This window comes from Azohydromonas lata NBRC 102462, from assembly GCF_001571085.1.
GTDB lineage: Bacteria > Pseudomonadota > Gammaproteobacteria > Burkholderiales > Burkholderiaceae_C > Azohydromonas > Azohydromonas lata.
In genome coordinates, this window is record NZ_BCTC01000005.1 from 1 (window position 1) to 16,033 (window position 16,033).

17 protein-coding genes and 1 tRNA gene are annotated in these 16,033 nt (G+C 68.6%); 7 read left to right on the forward strand and 11 right to left on the reverse strand.

All coding sequences use genetic code 11. From position 1 onward, the window contains the following. From ALA01S_RS03195 to ALA01S_RS03215, 5 genes are all read right to left on the reverse strand, one after another. Positions 1–384, reverse strand: a 384-nt coding sequence (locus tag ALA01S_RS03195; protein WP_157118734.1) for an ATP-binding cassette domain-containing protein, incomplete at its 3' end; no start/stop codon positions are given. Between the two features lie 12 nt (positions 385–396). Continuing rightward, the gene (locus ALA01S_RS03200) at positions 397–1,065 is read right to left on the reverse strand and encodes an amino acid ABC transporter permease (RefSeq protein WP_066331971.1); all 669 of its coding nucleotides are present in this window, start codon (positions 1,063–1,065) and stop codon (positions 397–399) included. A gap of 1 nt (position 1,066) precedes the next feature. Continuing rightward, on the reverse strand, positions 1,067–1,807 hold the full coding sequence (locus ALA01S_RS03205) for an amino acid ABC transporter permease (protein WP_066331973.1): 741 nt from the start codon (positions 1,805–1,807) through the stop codon (positions 1,067–1,069). 129 nt (positions 1,808–1,936) lie between these two features. Beyond that, on the reverse strand, positions 1,937–2,833 hold the full coding sequence (locus tag ALA01S_RS03210) for an amino acid ABC transporter substrate-binding protein (protein WP_066331975.1): 897 nt from the start codon (positions 2,831–2,833) through the stop codon (positions 1,937–1,939). Positions 2,834–2,888: 55 nt separating this feature from the next. Next, a complete protein-coding gene (locus ALA01S_RS03215) occupies positions 2,889–4,733 on the reverse strand; it encodes an ABCB family ABC transporter ATP-binding protein/permease (RefSeq protein ID WP_066331978.1) in 1,845 nt (614 codons plus the stop codon). A 37-nt stretch (positions 4,734–4,770) separates the two neighbouring features. Here ALA01S_RS03215 and ALA01S_RS03220 point away from each other — a divergent pair, with 37 nt between their 5' ends. Further along, positions 4,771–5,169 carry an acyl-CoA thioesterase gene (locus tag ALA01S_RS03220; protein WP_066331979.1) on the forward strand — a complete coding sequence of 133 codons (399 nt, stop codon included), beginning with the start codon at positions 4,771–4,773 and terminating at the stop codon, positions 5,167–5,169. 22 nt (positions 5,170–5,191) lie between these two features. Here the strand turns inward: ALA01S_RS03220 and ALA01S_RS03225 are convergent, their stop codons facing one another. Next, positions 5,192–5,953, reverse strand: a complete 762-nt coding sequence (locus tag ALA01S_RS03225) for an enoyl-CoA hydratase (RefSeq protein WP_066331981.1) — start codon at positions 5,951–5,953, stop codon at positions 5,192–5,194. A gap of 119 nt (positions 5,954–6,072) precedes the next feature. Here ALA01S_RS03225 and ALA01S_RS03230 point away from each other — a divergent pair, with 119 nt between their 5' ends. Together ALA01S_RS03230 and ALA01S_RS03235 are read left to right on the forward strand one after the other, a co-directional pair. Further along, positions 6,073–6,630, forward strand: coding sequence for an HNH endonuclease (locus tag ALA01S_RS03230; RefSeq protein WP_066331983.1), 558 nt, complete (start codon positions 6,073–6,075; stop codon positions 6,628–6,630). A gap of 208 nt (positions 6,631–6,838) precedes the next feature. Continuing rightward, the gene (locus ALA01S_RS03235) at positions 6,839–7,393 is read left to right on the forward strand and encodes an outer membrane lipoprotein (protein WP_238455676.1); all 555 of its coding nucleotides are present in this window, start codon (positions 6,839–6,841) and stop codon (positions 7,391–7,393) included. 70 nt (positions 7,394–7,463) lie between these two features. Here the strand turns inward: ALA01S_RS03235 and ALA01S_RS03240 are convergent, their stop codons facing one another. Beyond that, positions 7,464–7,703: a hypothetical protein gene (locus ALA01S_RS03240; protein WP_066331989.1), complete on the reverse strand. Its 240-nt coding sequence runs from the start codon at positions 7,701–7,703 to the stop codon at positions 7,464–7,466. 205 nt (positions 7,704–7,908) lie between these two features. Here ALA01S_RS03240 and ALA01S_RS03245 point away from each other — a divergent pair, with 205 nt between their 5' ends. The 3 genes from ALA01S_RS03245 to ALA01S_RS03255 all read left to right on the forward strand — a co-directional run bounded on the left by ALA01S_RS03245 (position 7,909) and on the right by ALA01S_RS03255 (position 12,451). Beyond that, positions 7,909–8,427, forward strand: coding sequence for a DUF4142 domain-containing protein (locus ALA01S_RS03245; protein ID WP_066331991.1), 519 nt, complete (start codon positions 7,909–7,911; stop codon positions 8,425–8,427). Positions 8,428–8,621: 194 nt separating this feature from the next. Further along, positions 8,622–9,494 (forward strand): ATP-binding response regulator, encoded by an 873-nt coding sequence (locus tag ALA01S_RS03250; protein ID WP_084267170.1) that lies wholly within the window; start codon positions 8,622–8,624, stop codon positions 9,492–9,494. Positions 9,495–9,592: 98 nt separating this feature from the next. Then, positions 9,593–12,451: a histidine kinase dimerization/phosphoacceptor domain -containing protein gene (locus tag ALA01S_RS03255; RefSeq protein WP_066331995.1), complete on the forward strand. Its 2,859-nt coding sequence runs from the start codon at positions 9,593–9,595 to the stop codon at positions 12,449–12,451. A 7-nt stretch (positions 12,452–12,458) separates the two neighbouring features. Here the strand turns inward: ALA01S_RS03255 and ALA01S_RS03260 are convergent, their stop codons facing one another. Further along, positions 12,459–13,343 (reverse strand): LysR family transcriptional regulator, encoded by an 885-nt coding sequence (locus tag ALA01S_RS03260; RefSeq protein ID WP_066332227.1) that lies wholly within the window; start codon positions 13,341–13,343, stop codon positions 12,459–12,461. Positions 13,344–13,425: 82 nt separating this feature from the next. Between ALA01S_RS03260 and ALA01S_RS03265 the strand changes: the two genes are divergently transcribed. Beyond that, a complete protein-coding gene (locus tag ALA01S_RS03265; protein WP_084267171.1) occupies positions 13,426–13,884 on the forward strand; it encodes a DoxX family protein in 459 nt (152 codons plus the stop codon). An 88-nt stretch (positions 13,885–13,972) separates the two neighbouring features. Here the strand turns inward: ALA01S_RS03265 and ALA01S_RS03270 are convergent, their stop codons facing one another. From ALA01S_RS03270 to hrcA, 3 genes are all read right to left on the reverse strand, one after another. Then, complete coding sequence (locus ALA01S_RS03270) at positions 13,973–14,257, reverse strand: hypothetical protein (protein ID WP_066332003.1); 285 nt, start codon at positions 14,255–14,257, stop codon at positions 13,973–13,975. Positions 14,258–14,828: 571 nt separating this feature from the next. Continuing rightward, a tRNA-Ile gene (locus ALA01S_RS03275) sits at positions 14,829–14,905 on the reverse strand. 55 nt (positions 14,906–14,960) lie between these two features. Next, positions 14,961–15,980, reverse strand: a complete 1,020-nt coding sequence (gene hrcA / locus ALA01S_RS03280) for a heat-inducible transcriptional repressor HrcA (protein ID WP_066332004.1) — start codon at positions 15,978–15,980, stop codon at positions 14,961–14,963. Positions 15,981–16,033: the final 53 nt, after the last annotated feature.

A 16,033-nucleotide genomic window follows, 5' to 3' on the forward strand; every position in this document is an offset into this window, starting at 1 on the left:
CGCCATCAGGCCCACGCGGTCCAGCATCTTCAGACCGCGCTTGAGGGCGTCGTCCTTGTTGCGGCCCAGCACCTTGATCTGCGCCAGCGTGAGGTTCTCCGTCACCGACAGGTGGGGAAACAGCTCGAAGTGCTGGAACACCATGCCCACGTGGCTGCGCAGCTTGGGCAAGTCAGTTTTCGGGTCGGCGATGCTCACGCCGTTGACGACGATGTCACCCTTCTGGAAGGGCTCCAGCGCGTTGACGGTCTTGATGAGCGTGGACTTGCCGGAGCCCGACGGGCCGCAGACGACCACGACCTCGCCCTTTTGGATGCTGGTGGTGCAGTCGGTGAGCACCTGGAAGCTGCCGTACCACTTGCTGACGTTCTTGATGTCTATCATGAGGTTGCCCCCTCAACGGATGATGGCGATCTTCTTCTGCAGCCGCCGCACGAGCATGGACAGGCTGAAGCAGATCACGAAGTAGACGACCGCGGCGACCAGGTAGGTCTCGACGGGCCGGTTGAAGTTCTTGCCGGCGACCTCAAAACCCTTGAGCAGGTCGTAGGCGCCGATGGCGTAGACCAGCGAGGTGTCCTGGAACAGGATGATGGTCTGCGTGAGCAGCACCGGCAGCATGTTGCGAAAGGCTTGCGGCAGGACCACGAGCTGCATGGTCTGGCGGTAGCTCATGCCCATGGCGTAGCCCGCATAGACCTGGCCCTTGGGCACGCTCTGTATGCCCGCGCGCATGATCTCGGAGTAGTACGCGGCCTCGAACACCGTGAAGGTGATGGTGGCCGAGAGCTCCGCGCCCAGCGGGCGTCCCGTGAGCAGCGGGATGAGCAGGAAGAACCACAGGATGACCATCACCAGCGGTATGGAGCGCAGCGTGTCCACGTAGAGCTGCGCCGGGATCTGCAGCCACTTGTGGCTGGAGAGCCGCATCATCGCCAGCAGCGTGCCCAGCAGGATGCCGCCGACCATGGCCACCACCGTGAGCTGCAGCGAGAACAGGAAGCCCTTGGCGACGAAGCCGGTGATGACGTCCCAGCTCAGGAAGGAGAAGTCGAGGTTGAGCATGTCAGCGCGCTCCCGCCTGCGTGCCCGGGATGTGCAGCCGGCGCTCGATGAAGATGGCGATGCGGTTGACCAGCAGCGCCGAGACGAAGTAGAGCGCCGTCACCGCCAGGTAGATCTCCACGCCGCGCGAGGTCTCCTCCTGCGCCTGCATGGCGAACATGGTCAGCTCGGCGATCGAGACCGCAAAGGCCACGGCCGAGTTCTTGATGATGTTCATGCTCTCGCTGGTCAGCGGCGGGATGACGATGCGAAACGCCATGGGCAGCAGCACGTAGCGGTAGGTCTGCGCCAGCGTCAGGCCCAGCGCCAGCCCCGCGTAGCGCTGCCCGCGCGGCAGCGCCTGTATGCCCGCCCTCACCTGCTCGGACACGCGCGCCGAGGTGAAGAAGCCCAGCGCGAACACCACCAGGACGAAGCTCGGGAAGGCGCGCAGCGGCGGCAGCAGCGCCGGCACCACGTGGTACCAGAGGAAGATCTGCACCAGCAGCGGAATGTTGCGAAACAGCTCCGTCCACGCGTTGCCCAGCAGCACCAGCGCGCGGCTGGGCGTGGTGCGCAGGATGCCGACGAGCGAGCCCACCACCAGCGCCACCACCAGCGCCAGCAGCGCCACCGAGAGCGTCCAGCCCCAGGCCGAGAGCATCCAGTCGAGGTAGGTGATGTTGCCGTCGCTGCCGAAGCAGCTCGGCACGGCCTCGCCCTCTATGGTGTCGCGGCAGAACACCTGCCAATCCCATGCCATGCGTTCTTCTCCTTCTTCGGCGCCTGCGCGGCGCGCATGAAAAAGGCGCGGGCAACGCTGCTGTGCGTCACCCGCGCCGCGGCTCAGGGTCCGGGCGTCACGGTCAAGCCGTGGCCGGCGGCCATGGAATTACAGCTTCTTGGCGTATTCCTCGGCCGGCTGGTCGTTGGGCTTCTTCAGCGCCTCCTTGAGCAGGTCGCTCATGGGCAGCTTGACCACGGCGCCGGTGGGCGGCGTGGGCTGCATGAACCACTTGTCGTAGAGCTTGTTGATCTCGCCGGACTTGGCCATGTCGGCGATCGTCTGGTTGACGATCTTGCGCAGGCCCTCGTCGTCCTTGCGCATCATGATGGCGATGGGCTCCACCGACAGCGGCTCGCCCACGATCTTGAAGTCCGCGGGGTTCTTGCTGCGGGCGATCAGGCCGGCGAGCAGGCTGGAGTCCATGACGAAGGCGTCGGCGCGGCCGGTGTCCACGAGCAGGAAGCTGTCGGCGTGGTCCTTGCCGAAGACTTCCTTGAACTCCATGCCCTCGGCACGCTTGTGGCGCCTAAGGGTTTGCACGGAGGTCGTGCCGGTGGTGGTGGCCACGGTCTTGCCCTTGAGGTCGGCCACCGAGTTGATGCCGGAGTTGGCCTTGACGGCCAGGCGCACGGTCTCGACGAAGGTGGTGTTGGCGAAGGCCACGTCCTTCTGGCGCGCGAGGTTGTTGGTGGTGGAACCGCACTCCAGGTCCACGGTGCCGTTTTGCACCAGCGGGATGCGGTTTTGCGAGGTCACGGGCTGGTACTTGATCTCCAGGCGCTTGCCGATGGCCTTCTCGACGCTTTCGACGGCCTTTTCGCAGATGGCCACGTGGTAGCCCACGTACTTGGAGCCACCCAGGGTGTAGGACAGCACGCCGGACGACTCGCGCACGCCCAAGGTGATGGTGCCCGTGTCCTTGGCCTTTTTGAGGGTGTCGGACTGGGCTTGCGCTGCACCGGCTGCCGCCAGGATGGTGGCGACGAGCAGGATCTTCTTCATGCGGGCTCCTTGATCAAGAAGTAGTAATGGGAGTGAAAGCATTCTAGGCACGGCTTCAGGCCACTCGGCCCGCCGGCGCGTCGATTGCGGCTTCCCCGCCGCTTTGCTGCAACAACCACATGCGCGCGTAGCGCCCCTGCAGCGCCAGCAGCTCGGCATGCGTGCCCTGCTCGACGATGCGCCCCTGCTCCATGACCAGGATGCGGTGCGCATCCACCACCGTGGAGAGCCGGTGCGCGATCACCAGCGCCGTCTTGCCCTGCGCGGCGCTCTTGAGCTCGGCCTGAATGGCGCGCTCGTTGGCCGAGTCCAGGGCGGAGGTCGCCTCGTCGAAGATGAGGATGGGCGGGTTCTTGAGCAGCGTGCGGGCGATGGCCACGCGCTGCTTCTCGCCGCCCGAGAGTTTGAGGCCCCGCTCGCCCACCATGGTGTCGTAGCCCTTGGGCGTGGAGGCGATGAAGTCGTGGATGCGCGCGGCGCGGGCCGCGGCTTCCACCTCCTGGCGGCTGGCGCCGGGGCGGCCGTAGGCGATGTTGTATTCCACGGTGTCGTTGAAGAGCACCGTGTCCTGCGGAACGATGCCTATCGATTGGCGCAGGCTCGCCTGCGTGACCTCGCGGATGTCCTGCCCGTCTATGGCGATGCGCCCGCCACTGACGTCGTAGAAGCGGTAGAGCAGCCGCGCCAGCGTGGACTTGCCCGCCCCGGACGGCCCAACCACCGCCACCGTCTTGCCCGCCGGGATCTCGAAGCTCAGGCCCTTGAGGATGGGCCGCGCCGCCTCGTAGGCAAAGCTCACGTCCTCGAAGCGCACGCAACCTTCGCTCACGCGCAGCGCTTGGGCGGCCGGCGCGTCGGCCACTTCGCGGTGCGTCTCCAGCAGGTGGAACATCCGGTCCAGGTCGGTGAGCGACTGCTTGATCTCGCGGTAGAGCACGCCCAGGAAGTTCAGCGGGATGTAGAGCTGGATCATGAAGGCGTTGATCATCACCAGGTCGCCCAACGTCATGCGCCCGTCCACCACGCCCTGCGTGGCGCGCCAGAGCATGGCCACCAGCGCCACGGCGATGACGAGCTGCTGCCCGCTGTTGAGTAGCGACAGCGTGCGCTGGCTCTTGAGGGCCGCCTTGCGCAGTGCTTCGAGGCTGCGGTCGTAGCGGCTGGCCTCGAACTCCTCGTTGTTGAAGTACTTGACCGTCTCGAAGTTGAGCAGCGAGTCGATGGCCTTGGTGTGGGCCTGCGAGTCGAGCTGGTTCATCTCGCGGCGGTACTGGGTGCGCCACTCGGTCACGGAGATGGTGAAGGCGACGTAGCACACGAGCGCGGCCAGCGTGATCCAGGCGAAGCCGGTGTCGAACTTCACCGCCAGCAGCGTGAGCACCAGGCCGACTTCGATGATGGTGGGCAGGATGCTGTAGAGCGAGTAGGAGATGAGCGAGTGCACGGCGCGCGTGCCGCGCTCGATGTCGCGCGTCATGCCGCCGGTCTGGCGCTCCAGGTGAAAGCGCAGGCTCAAGGCATGCAGGTGGCGGAACACCTGCAGCGAGATGCGCCGCGCCGTGCCCTCGGTGGCGCGGGCGAAGATGAGCTCGCGCAGCTCGGTGAACACGCTGGTGGACAGGCGCAGCGCCGCGTAGGCCACCAGCAGTCCAACCGGGACCACCAGCATGGATGCGGCGCTGCCGGGCTGGATGGAGAGCGCGTCCACCAGCTGCTTGAGCAGCAGCGGCACGCCCACGTTGGCCACCTTGGCCCCGACCATGAAGGCCAGCGCCGCGCCCACGCGCCAGCGGTAGTGCCACAGGTAGGGCAGCAGCTTGCGCAGGGTGCTCCAGTCGGAGCGGCGGGCGGCGGGGTCGGAAGAGGAGTCGACGGCGCTAGAGCGGGCCAGGGCGCGCATGATGTAGGGATCAGTGACAACCCTTGCCATCATGCCCATGTCCGAATCCCCTGCCACCCTGCCCACCGACAAGGAGCTGGTCCTGCGCGTCATCCCCATGCCGTCCGACGTCAACGCCAGCGGCGACGTCTTCGGCGGCTGGGTGATGGCGCAGGTCGATCTGGCCGGGGCGGTGCTGCCCGCGCGGCGCGCCCAGGGACGCATCGCCACCATCGCCGTCAAGGAGTTCGTGTTCAAGCAGCCCGTGCGCGTGGGCGACCTGCTGAGCTTTTATGCCGAGATCATCCACTTGGGCCGCAGCTCCATGACGGTGGACGTGGCCGTGTATTCCCAGCCGCTGCATGACGCCAAGCGGGTGCTCAAGGTCACCGAGGCGGTGCTGACCTACGTGGCCGTGGACGAGCAGGGCCGCCCGCGGCCGCTGCCGCCCGTTTGAGCACCGGCAGCCTCAAGCGCTTTTAGAACTTCGAAAAGTCCGGCCGGCGCTTCTCGAAAAAGGCCTGGAAGGCCTCCATGGCTTCGGGGCTGCGCAGGCGCTGGACGAACACCTCGCGCTCCTCCTGCAGCGCCTGGCGCAGCGCCGGCAGCAGCGGCGCGCGCATCAAGGCCTTGGTCGCGCGCACCGCAGCCGGCGGCAGCTGCGTAAAGCGCGCGGCCAGCCGCCGCGCATGCGGCAGCACTTCCGAAGGCGGCATCACAGCATTGGCCAGGCCCAGCTCCACGGCCTCGGCGCCCGTGAAGGCATCGCCCAGCAGCAGCTTCTCGGCCGCGCGGGCATGGCCCAGGCGCTGTGCCAGCAGCAGGCTGGAGCCAAACTCCGGCACCAGCCCCAGGTTGACGAAGGGCAGCGCCAGCCGCGCCTCGTCTGACACCACCACCAGGTCACAGTGCAGCAGCAGCGTGCAGCCTATGCCTATGGCCGCGCCCGTGACGGCGGCCACCAGCGGCTTTTCCAGCGCCAGCACCGCTTCCATGAAGGCAAATACCGGCGCGTCCTCGGCGCCGGGCGGGTACTTCATGAAGTCCTCCAGGTCGTTGCCGGAGGTGAAGATGCCGGGCTGCCCCGCCACCAGCACCGCGCGCACGGCCGCGTCGGCCTGCGCGGCGCGCAGCGCCGCGGCCATGTCGGCGTACATCTGCGCGGTCAGCGCATTCTTCTTCTCGGGGCGGGCGATCTCCAGCGTGGCGACGCCGTCGACGTTGGCGGTACGGATGCTCATGAATCAGGCTCTTGAAGCCGAAAGTCCGAAGGCGGCTCACGATAGCAGTGTCAAGGCCTTTGCACCCCCTGTTGATGCGTCCATGCGCAATGGATTACGCTTGACGAGGGAGAACTGACGTGGACGTGCTGCAACTCGACGTGTCCGGACGACCGCAAGCTTGGATCACCGCCCGCGAGGCGGCCGTGATCTACGCCACCGACGGCGTCGCGTGGACTTTGGGCGACCCCTGCGCGGTGCTGCGCGGGGGCGTGCAGCGCGCCACCGGCCGCATCTCGCGCATCGAGGTGCATTCCATCATCGCCGTGCGCGGCGCCATTCCCAGCCGCGCCTGGCGGCAGACGCCGGCGCTGAGCAACTCCAAGCTCTTTGCGCGCGACCGCTACTTCTGCGCCTACTGCGGCCACCACCTCCCCGCCGACGAGCTCACGCGCGAGCACGTGGTGCCCACCTCGCGCGGCGGCGCCGACACCTGGCTCAACTGCGTCACCGCCTGCCGCTCGTGCAACGGCCGCAAGGGCAACCGGCTGCCGGAGGAGGCCCGCATGAGCCTGCTGTACTTGCCCTACGTGCCCAGCCTGCACGAGGACATGATCCTGCGCGGGCGCCGCATCCTGGCCGACCAGATGGAGTTTCTGCTCGCCAGCGTGCCGCGTTCGAGCCGGCTGCACGGCTGAGCTTCACGCTCGACGCGGCGCGATCTCCTGGCGCACGGCGCTGCGGCTTTACGTTGCAGCAACGCACCCGCGCTAACCTTCGCCCCGTCCGTTTGGGCTGCGCCCCGTTTTCAGCGTCCGGCCTACGCCGCGCCAAGGCCGGTACCCCAGCCGTCAACGCGACGCTGCCGGCAAGCGTTGCGCTGCCACCTGCAAGGGAACACATCACATGAACCGCATCAAGACTCTGGCCGCCCTGGCGCTGGCCGCCGCGCTGGCCGCCTGCAGCACCACCAGCCCCGACGTCATACAGCGCGGCGACGCGCAGCGCCTGTCGCAGATCCAGGACGCCACCGTGCTCAACGTGCGCGACGTGGTGGTCGAGGGCAGCCAAAGCGGCGCGGGGGCCGCCACCGGCGGCGTGCTGGGCGGCATCGCCGGCTCCACGCGCAGCAGCGGCCGCGAGTCGGTGGCCATCGGCCTCGTGGGTGCCGTGGCCGGCGCGCTGGCGGGCAACGCCATCGAGCGCGCCTCCACGCGCGAGAACGCCGTGGAGGTGCTGGTGCAACTGCCCAGCGGCGAGCGCCGCGCCATCGTCCAGGCCAAGGGCAACGAGAACTTCGTGCCCGGCGAGCGCGTGGTGCTGGTCACCACCGGCGGCAAGACCCGCGTGGTGCGCAACCCCGGCGGCGCCGGCTACTACACGCCCGCTCCGGCGCTGGCGCCGCAGCCCACCCAGCCCGGCGCGCCCGTCTATTCGCCCAACGGCCGCCCGGCGTACTGAAAACGCCGCCGGGGGGCGCAGGGCTGCGCCACGCCGCGGCCCACCCCGCAGGCACTTTCTCCTGCGGCCGCTACACGTCCAACGTGTAAACCTGCGCCTCGCGGCGCTCCTGAGGGTTGTGGCCCAGAAGCGGCTTGTCCCAGTCGGCGCCGTGGGCACCCTGGCCGGGCACCAGGCCGCTGGTCATCACCGCCACCTCCTCGCTGGTGGCGTCGAACTCCGCCACCTGCACGCGCTGCTCGTCGAAGAGCCGCGCCACCATGGCGCCGCCGGAGTCGATCAGCACCAGGAACTTCGCCGGTTTCTGCATGGATTCTCCCGAGGTTTTTTGCGTCTGATTTCCAGGTCTCACGGCGCCCAGCCGCACGGCGCCGGGCCATTGTCGGCCCGGCAAGCGCGGTGCCCAGCAGCGGGGAAAGCCCTGAGCACGCCCGGCCTGCGCGGGCGTGACGCTTGCCCGCACGGTGCATGCCGCCCACCCCGCGGCGGACCTCTTCCACAACAGGAGCCCTCACATGAAGCGTTTGATGTCCAGCGTCGTGCTCGGCTGTTCCATGGCCCTCTTCACCGGCCTTGCAGGCGCGGCCAACGGCATGGTGCGCAGCGACCGCAACTTCATGGAGCAGGCGGCCCAGAACGGGCACGCCGAGGTCGAGGCCGCCAAGCTCGCGCAGAGCAAGAGCGGCAACGAGAAGGTGAAGTCCTTCGCCGCGCAGATGGAGCAGGACCACACCAAGACCAACGACGAGCTCGCCGCGCTGGCCTCCAGCAAGAACGTCAAGCTCCCCACCGAGCCCTCGGTGGTGCAAAAGAGCAAGGCCAAGGCGATGGGCGCCCTGGACGGCGCGAAGTTCGACCGCCAGTACGCCGACACCATGGGCGTCAAGGCGCACGAGGACACACTCAAGATGTTCCAGAAGGCCGCCTCCGGCGCCAAGGACCCGGACGTCAAGGCTTTCGCCGCCAAGACCGTGCCCGCGCTGGAGCAGCACCTGAAGATGTCGCGCGACTTGCGCGCTTCGCTGGGCAAGTAAGCACCTGACGCGAGCTTCCCGGGGCCTGCTCGCAGCGCACACCGGGAGCCGCCCGGGAGCGCCTGGCCAACGCCCCGGGCCTGTTGCGCCCACTACAGCGGCTGCATCAGCACAACCCCCATTAGCAGTGGTTTCCATATCATGGAAAATGCTGAGTGCGCGAAAAGCATCAAACGAAGTGGGGGGAAGAAGTCATGGAAACGCCGTGTTCAATCCTGATTGTTGAAGACGAGGCGGTGATTGCCCTGGACCTTCAACTGCAACTGGAGGACATGGGCTACCGCGTGCTCGGCCCTGCGGAGAGCGGCCCCCAGGCGCTGGCGCTGGCGGCGCAGGAGCGGCCGGACCTGGTGCTGATGGACATCCGCATCCAGGGTCCCATCGACGGCATAGAGACCGCCGCCCGCCTTGGGCGCGTGAGCGGGCTGCCCGTGGTGTTTCTCACCTCCCACAGCGACGACGAGACCGTCGCCCAAGCCGCGCGCACCTCTCCCTGCGGCTTTCTCACCAAGCCTTTCGAGGGCCGTGCGCTGCGCGCGGCCATCGAGATGGCGCTGTCGCGCGCGACGCTGGAGCGGCAGTTGCGCGAATCGGAGCGCTGGTTCGCCGCCACGCTGCGCGGCGTGCAGGACGGCGTGCTGGTGGTCAACCCCGACACGACGCTGCGCTTCATCAACCCCGCGGCCGAGGCCCTCACCGGCTGGAGCGCCGAGGAGGCCGTGGGCCGCCGCCTGGAGGACGTGGTGCGCTACGCCAGCGGCGACGACGATCCGCCCGCGGTGCTGAAGGCCCTGGCCGAGAACCGCAGCGTGGGCGTGACCCACGGCCGGCGGCTGCTGCGGCGCAACAGCGCGCGCACCATGGTGGTGGTGGACGAGTCGGCCTCGCCGGTGGAAGGCGAGTTCGGCCTGCGCATGGGCGCGGTGCTGGTGCTGCGCGACGCCACCGAGCGCCTGTCGCGCGAGGGGCTGGACGCCGCCGGGCAGCACCGTCCGCCCGCGGCCAACGCCGCCGACGAGCCGGCCGCCGAGCCGCAAGACCTGCCGCCCAGGGCACGGGCCACGTGAATGCCGGGAGTGCGGTCTCCGGCCTCCAGGCCACAACGCCTGAGGGCGGCTGAAGTTTTCAGATTTCTCCCCATCGGCCGTGCCGGGAAGCGCCCCTCATGAGCGCCTCGCAACCCGGCGCCCCTCGCGGCACCCTCCCGCGGCCGGACGGCACGCCGCCGGGCAACGGGCCGCCGGACGCCCCTGCCCCCGCCACGCGGCTGCCGCGCTCGCTGCGGCTGCCCCTGCCGCGCGCCGTGCTGGCGGCGCTGCTGCTGCTGCTGGCCGTGGCGGCGGTGGCGCTGTGGACGCAGCGGCGCGCGGCCGACGCCTCCGAGCTGCGCCGCCACACGCTGGACGTGCGCCTGGAGCTGGCCGCGTTCAGCTCCGACCTGAAGGACCTCTCCCGCGCCGTGCGCGGCTACGCCATCAGCGGCCAGGACGACTGGCTGGACCCCTACCGCACCGCGCGCGAACGGCTGCCTGAGCAGTTGCAGCGGCTGCAGCGCCTGACGGCCGGCAACGAGGCGCAGCAGCAGCGGCTGCGGCAGCTCGGCCCGCTGCTCAACGGCTACCTGCGCTACGTCTCGGACGCGCTGGACACGGCCGAGCGCGACGGGCTGGAGGCGGCGCGTCGGCGCATTGCCGGCGGCCCGCGGCACACGCAGGCCGACGACATCGACCTGCTGCTGGCCGAGCTCGACGCCGAGGAGCTGCGCCAGCTCGCCCTGTACGAGCGCGCGGCGCAGCGCAGCACCGATCTCAACACCGCCGTGACGCTGCTGGGCAGCCTGCTGTCCCTCACGCTCATGGCGCTGGCCGGGCGGGCGCTGCAGCGCAAGCTGCGCCAGTTGCGCGCCAACGTGGACCGGCTGGCCCGCGCACGCAGCGCCGAATCGCAAGCCATGGCGCGGCTGCAGCAGACGCAGTCCTCGCTGTACGCGGCCAACGAGGCGCTGCAGGCGCAGGCCGACCACCTGGCCGAGCTCAACGACGCGCTGTGGCAGTGGATCAGCACCCAGCCCGCGGCGGCGCGGCCGGCGGGCCAGGCGCCCGGCTCGGCGCTGGACGATCCGCAGCGGCTGCAAGCGCTGCGCCGCACGGGGCTGATGGACTCCGCGCCTGAGCACAGCTTCGACCGTTTCACGAGGCTGGCCGCGCAGTCGCTGCAGGTGCCGGTGAGCCTGATCTGCCTGGTGGACGCCGAGCGCCAGTTCTTCAAGAGCCAATGCGGCCTGGGCGAACCCCTGTCCAGCGCGCGGCAGACGCCGCTGTCGCACTCCTTGTGCCAGCACGTGGTGACCTCGGGGCAGGCGCTGGAGGTGTCGGACGCGCGCACGGACCCGCTGCTGCGCGACAGCGGCGCGGTGAAGGACCTCGGCGTGGTGGCCTACCTGGGCGTGCCGCTGGCCACGCCGGACGGGCAGGTGCTGGGCAGCTTCTGCGCCATGGACCACCGCCCGCGCCGCTGGAGCACGCAGGACCGCGCGACGCTGGAGCGCATCGCGCAGTCGGTGCTGGCGGGCATCGCGGTGCGCATGCAGTTGCACGAGCTGGAACGCCGCGTGGCCGAGCGCACGGCCGAGGTGCAGTTGCTGGCCGGCGCCATAGAGCACTCGCTCACCGGCTTCAGCATCGTGGGCCTGGACGGGCGCTTCACTTTCGTCAACGAGGCCTATGCGCGCATGGCCGGCTACGACAGCCCGCAGGACGTGATCGGCACGTCCGTTTCCGCGCACTGCGCCGACCCGTCGCTGAGCCGGCGCGTTGGGCGCCAGGTGCACGGCCAGGGCAGTTGCCGCATGGACTTCACCGCGCGGCGGCGCGACGGCAGCACCTTCGAGGCGCTGCTGGACGCACACCGCGCGCAGGACCCGGGCGGCCGCGAGATCCACGTCGGCACGGTGATGGACATCACCGAGCGCAAGCGCGCCGAGCAGGCGCTGCGCATGAGCGAGGAGCGCTTGCGGCTGGCGCTGGACGCCGGCGGCATGGACGCCTTCGAGCTGGACCCGGTGTCCGGCGTGGTGCTGCGCATAGGCAGCCTGCAAAGCGCGCTGGGCCTGACGGCCGAGGAGCAGCACCTGTTGAAGGCCTACCTCAAGCGCGTGCACCCGCAGGACCGCGCCGCGCTGCAGGCGGCCCTGGCGGAGTTGAGCCCGCAGCAGCCCTCCTACCGCGCCGAGTACCGCATCCAGTCCGCCGACGGCACCTGGCGCTGGCTGCTGGAGCGCTCGCAGCAAAGCTTCAATGCCGCGGGCGAGCGCGGGCGCATCACCGGCGTGGTGGTGGACGTGACCGAGCGCCGCCATGACGAGGAGGCGGTGAAGACCTCGCTGGCCGAGAAGGAGGTGCTGCTGCAGGAGGTGCACCACCGGGTGAAGAACAACCTGCAGGTGGTCAGCAGCCTGCTGCAGTTGCAGCGCCGCCAGCTTTCGGACCCGGCCATCCAGGCCGCCTTCAGCGAGACGGAAAGCCGCGTGCGCGCCATGGCGCTGGTGCACCAGCGGCTGTACCAGCAAAGCACGCTGTCCTCGCTGGACTTCGCCGACTACCTGCGCAGCCTGGGCAGCCAACTGCTGCAGAGCTTTGGCGGCGAGCGCTCGGTGAAGGTGGTGTATCAACTGCAGCCGCTGAAGCTGCCCGTGGGCACCGCCATCCCGCTGGGCCTGATCGTGACGGAGCTGATCACCAACGCCTTGAAGTACGCCTTCGACCGGCACGGCGGCGTGTTGGGCGTGGAGCTGGCGCCGGATGGCGAGTGGGGCCTGCACCTGGTGGTGAGCGACGACGGCCCCGGCTTGCCCGCCGGTTTCGAGCCGCTGCGCAGCCGCGGCCTGGGCATGCGGCTGGTGCAGACGCTCTCGCGCCAGATCGACGCGACGGTGGAGTTCGGCGAGAACGCGGACGGCGGGGGCACGCGCTGCCGCATCCGGGCGCCCATCAGCCGGGATGCGGCGCAAGGCGGGGCGATCTGAACGGACGTCACGCCAGCACCAGCGCCTGCGCAAGGTGGGCATAGACGGCCGACACGCGGCGCTGGTGGCGTGACTCGGGGTGGGCCAGCAGCCACAGCTCGGTCTGGCATTCGTCCAGCGCGTCGCTCAAGGGGCGCAGGTCGGCCCGGCCGTGGGCGAGGAACATGGGCAGCAGGCCCACGCCGCAGCCCAGGGCAATGAGCTCCATCACGGTGAGGATGCTGTTGGCACGCCAGGCCGGCACCGCCTTGGGGAAGCGGCGGCGGCGCCACAGCACCGTGGGGTGGTCCGGCAAGGCGTCGTCCGGCGCCACCCAGGCGGCGCGGCCGGCTTCCACGTCGGCCCAATCGCGCACGGCCGAATCGCGCGCCGTATAGAGCGCCACGCGCAGCGGCCCAAGATCGCGGCCGACCAGGTGCGGTGGCGGGCGCCGCGTGGCGCGCACGGCGAGGTCGGCGTCGCGCCGCGTGAGGCTGGCCAGCTCGTTGCCCGCATGCAGCTCGAACGTGAGCTGCGGGTGGCCTTTCTGGAAATCGCGCAGCGCGGGTGCGACCAGCCCGTGCAGCAGCGTGTCGGTGGTGGTGAGGCGCACGCTGCCGGCCAGGCTTTGCGGCGGCTGCTGCGCGGCGGATCGCGCCGCCTCCAGCGCCGTCTCCACGGCCTCGGCCTGCTCGGCCAAGGTGCGGGCCAGGTCCAGCGGCAGGCAGCCGGTGCGCGATCGCTCAAAGAGCGGCTGTTTTAAACCGCGCTCCAGGCGCTGCAGCGCGCGAAACGCGGTGGAGGCGTCCACCTTCAGCCGCTCGGCCGCGCCGTTGAGGCTGCCCGCGCGCACCAGGGCCAGCACCAGGGCGAGGTCGTCCGCGCCCAGGTCGTATTGCGTTTGTGCAGTCATCACATGCTCCGCTGCCAATTCCATAGGCGCCGGTGCAATCCTAGATTGGAGGCTTCTTCTTTTCCAACACAGGAGTGCTGCCATGGCTTCCACCCTCGATCTGGCCTCTTCCACCCGCCTTGCCGGCCGCGGCGTCGTCACCCCCGCCGCCCTGGGCGCCACGCTGCTGCGCGTGAGCCTGGGGGTGATGTGGATCTCGCATGCGCTGCTGAAGCTGCTGGTGTTCACGCTGCCCGGCACGGCGCAGTTTTTCGAGAGCGTCGGCTTCTGGGGCTGGCTGGCCTACCCGGTGTTTGCGGCCGAATTGACCGGCGGGCTGATGCTGGTGCTGGGAATTTATGCGCGGCAGGTGTCGCTGGCACTGGTGCCGGTGATGCTGGCGGCGGCGTCCGTGCACATGGGCAACGGCTGGGTGTTCACCAGTGCGGGCGGGGGATGGGAGTACCCGGTGTTTTTGGCGGTGGCGTCAGTGGTGGTTTGGCTGGTGGGGGATGGGGCTTTCAGCCTGAAGCGCAGTGGAGAGGAAATAGCTCGGTTTTGAGCAGCGGCGCCGCGAACCCGGATCAACCTTCGGGCAAGTTCTTGACGAAATTGTGCTTGGGCTTGAAGCGGGCGCGCAGGTCGGCCAGCTAGGCGGCGCGCGCGGCGGGCTCCAGTCGGCGGGCGATGTCCTGCACCAGCTCCAGTTCGTTCTGGTAGGGACTTAGCGCAAGCTCCATGGCGTCGTCCAGCACGCGCTGCAGCAGTTGCACCGCGTCGGCACGCTGGTCGTCGCCCAAGTGCACGGCGATATGGCGCAGCGCCGCCGCCTCGCACCAGGCCGGTGGCTGCACGAGGCGGCAGGCTTCGGCCCAACGGCCCTCGTCGGCCAGGGCTTGCGCGGTGCGGCCCTCCTGCCTGCAGCACTGGAGCAACTGCGTCCAAGTGCTCCAGGTGCAGCGCTTGCAGCGTCGGCAATTGGTCGATGGCGGGCTGCATCTCCACCCTTTTCCGCTGTCTACGCCTGAGCTTGGCGGCGAGCGCGACAGCGACAAGCAGCAGGGATACTCCCAAAATCAATACTTCCAGCACACCGATTTTGCACTTCACCCTAGACATACTGAGAAAATCCAGGGAGGGGCGAGCGATTCCGACGCGCCACGATTAGGAAATAATTTTGTAGGCCCGTTGGCAGGAAACCTACTGAGCAACACATCACAAGCACGGATTGGGACAAAACCTGCGTTCAGGATGCCAGAGGTGCATCAACGCGCAGATACGCGAGGCAGTAGAGCAAAGGCAATTGAAATAAAAATCAAACAATCACCGTGGTTTTAAAATATAAATCCACGCAAAAGCAGAAATCAAAAATTATAGGAATCGACAAAATCACGATGGAATTTCGCCGCCATCAAAAAGGCAGTACTACCATTTCCATGCTTGCGCAGTGTCAAATTTGATTCGCAAACAAAAAAACCAACCAGATTGTGGTTGGTTTCTTTTTATTGGTAGGCCGTGTAGGACTTGAACCTACGACCAAAGGATTATGAGTCCTCTGCTCTAACCGACTGAGCTAACGGCCCCCTGCACAGCGTTGCGCTGAGCCCGCCATTGTAGCCATGGCAGGCGCCGGTTCCGTCACTTCTGGCTCAGCGCGTTGCTCACCAGCCGCGAGGTGATGTCCACGATCTGGATCATCCGGTCGTAGGCCATGCGCGTTGGGCCGATCACGCCCAGCGTGCCCACCACGCGGCCATCCACCTCGTAGGGCGCGGAGACCACCGACAGCTCCTCGAACGGCACCACGCGGCTTTCGCCGCCTATATAGATGCGCACGCCCTCGGCGCGGCTGGAGACGTCCAGCAGCCGCATCAGCTCGGTCTTGCGCTCGAACAGGTCGAAGAGCTTGCGGATCGACCCCATGTCGTTGCCGAAGTCCTGCACCGCCAGCAGGTTGCGCTCGCCGCTGACCACGACCTGGTCGCTCTCCTCCAGCGCCTGGCTGCCGGCCTGCACCGCGGCCTGCATCAGCAGCGCGATCTCGCCGCGCAACTGCTCCACCTCGCCCTGCAGCCGCGCGCGCACCTCCTCGATGCTCAGCCCGGCGTAGTGGTGGTTCAGGTAGTTCGTCGCCTCCACCAGCTCGCCCTGCGTGTGGTCGCGCGCGGTGAAGATGACGCGGTTTTGCACGTCGCCGTCCGGCGCCACCAGGATCACCAGCACCCGCTTGTCGCCCAAGCGCAGGAACTCGATGTGGTGGAACACGCCCGCCTTGCGCGGCGCGGTGACCACGCCCACGAAGCTGGAAAGGTTGGACAACAGGTGCGCCGCCTGCGCAATCACGCGCTGCGGCTGGTCCGGGTGAAGCTGCTCGCGCGCCGCGGCCATGTCGCTGGCCCCCTGCTCCAGGCCGCGCGCGGTCAGCATGGTGTCCACGAAGAGGCGGTAGCCGCGCGGCGTGGGAATGCGCCCGGCGCTGGTGTGCGGGCTGGCGATGAGGCCCAGGTCCTCCAGGTCCGCCATCACGTTGCGGATGGTGGCCGGCGACAGCTCCAGGCCGCAGGCCTTGGACAGCGTGCGCGAGCCCACGGGCTGGCCGTCGGCGATGTAGCGTTCAACCAGGGCTTTGAGAAGGGTGCGGGCGCGCTCGTCGAGCATGCTTTTCATTCTACGGAGATGCGGCCGTGTCATCCTTCACGCAAGGGGTGCTG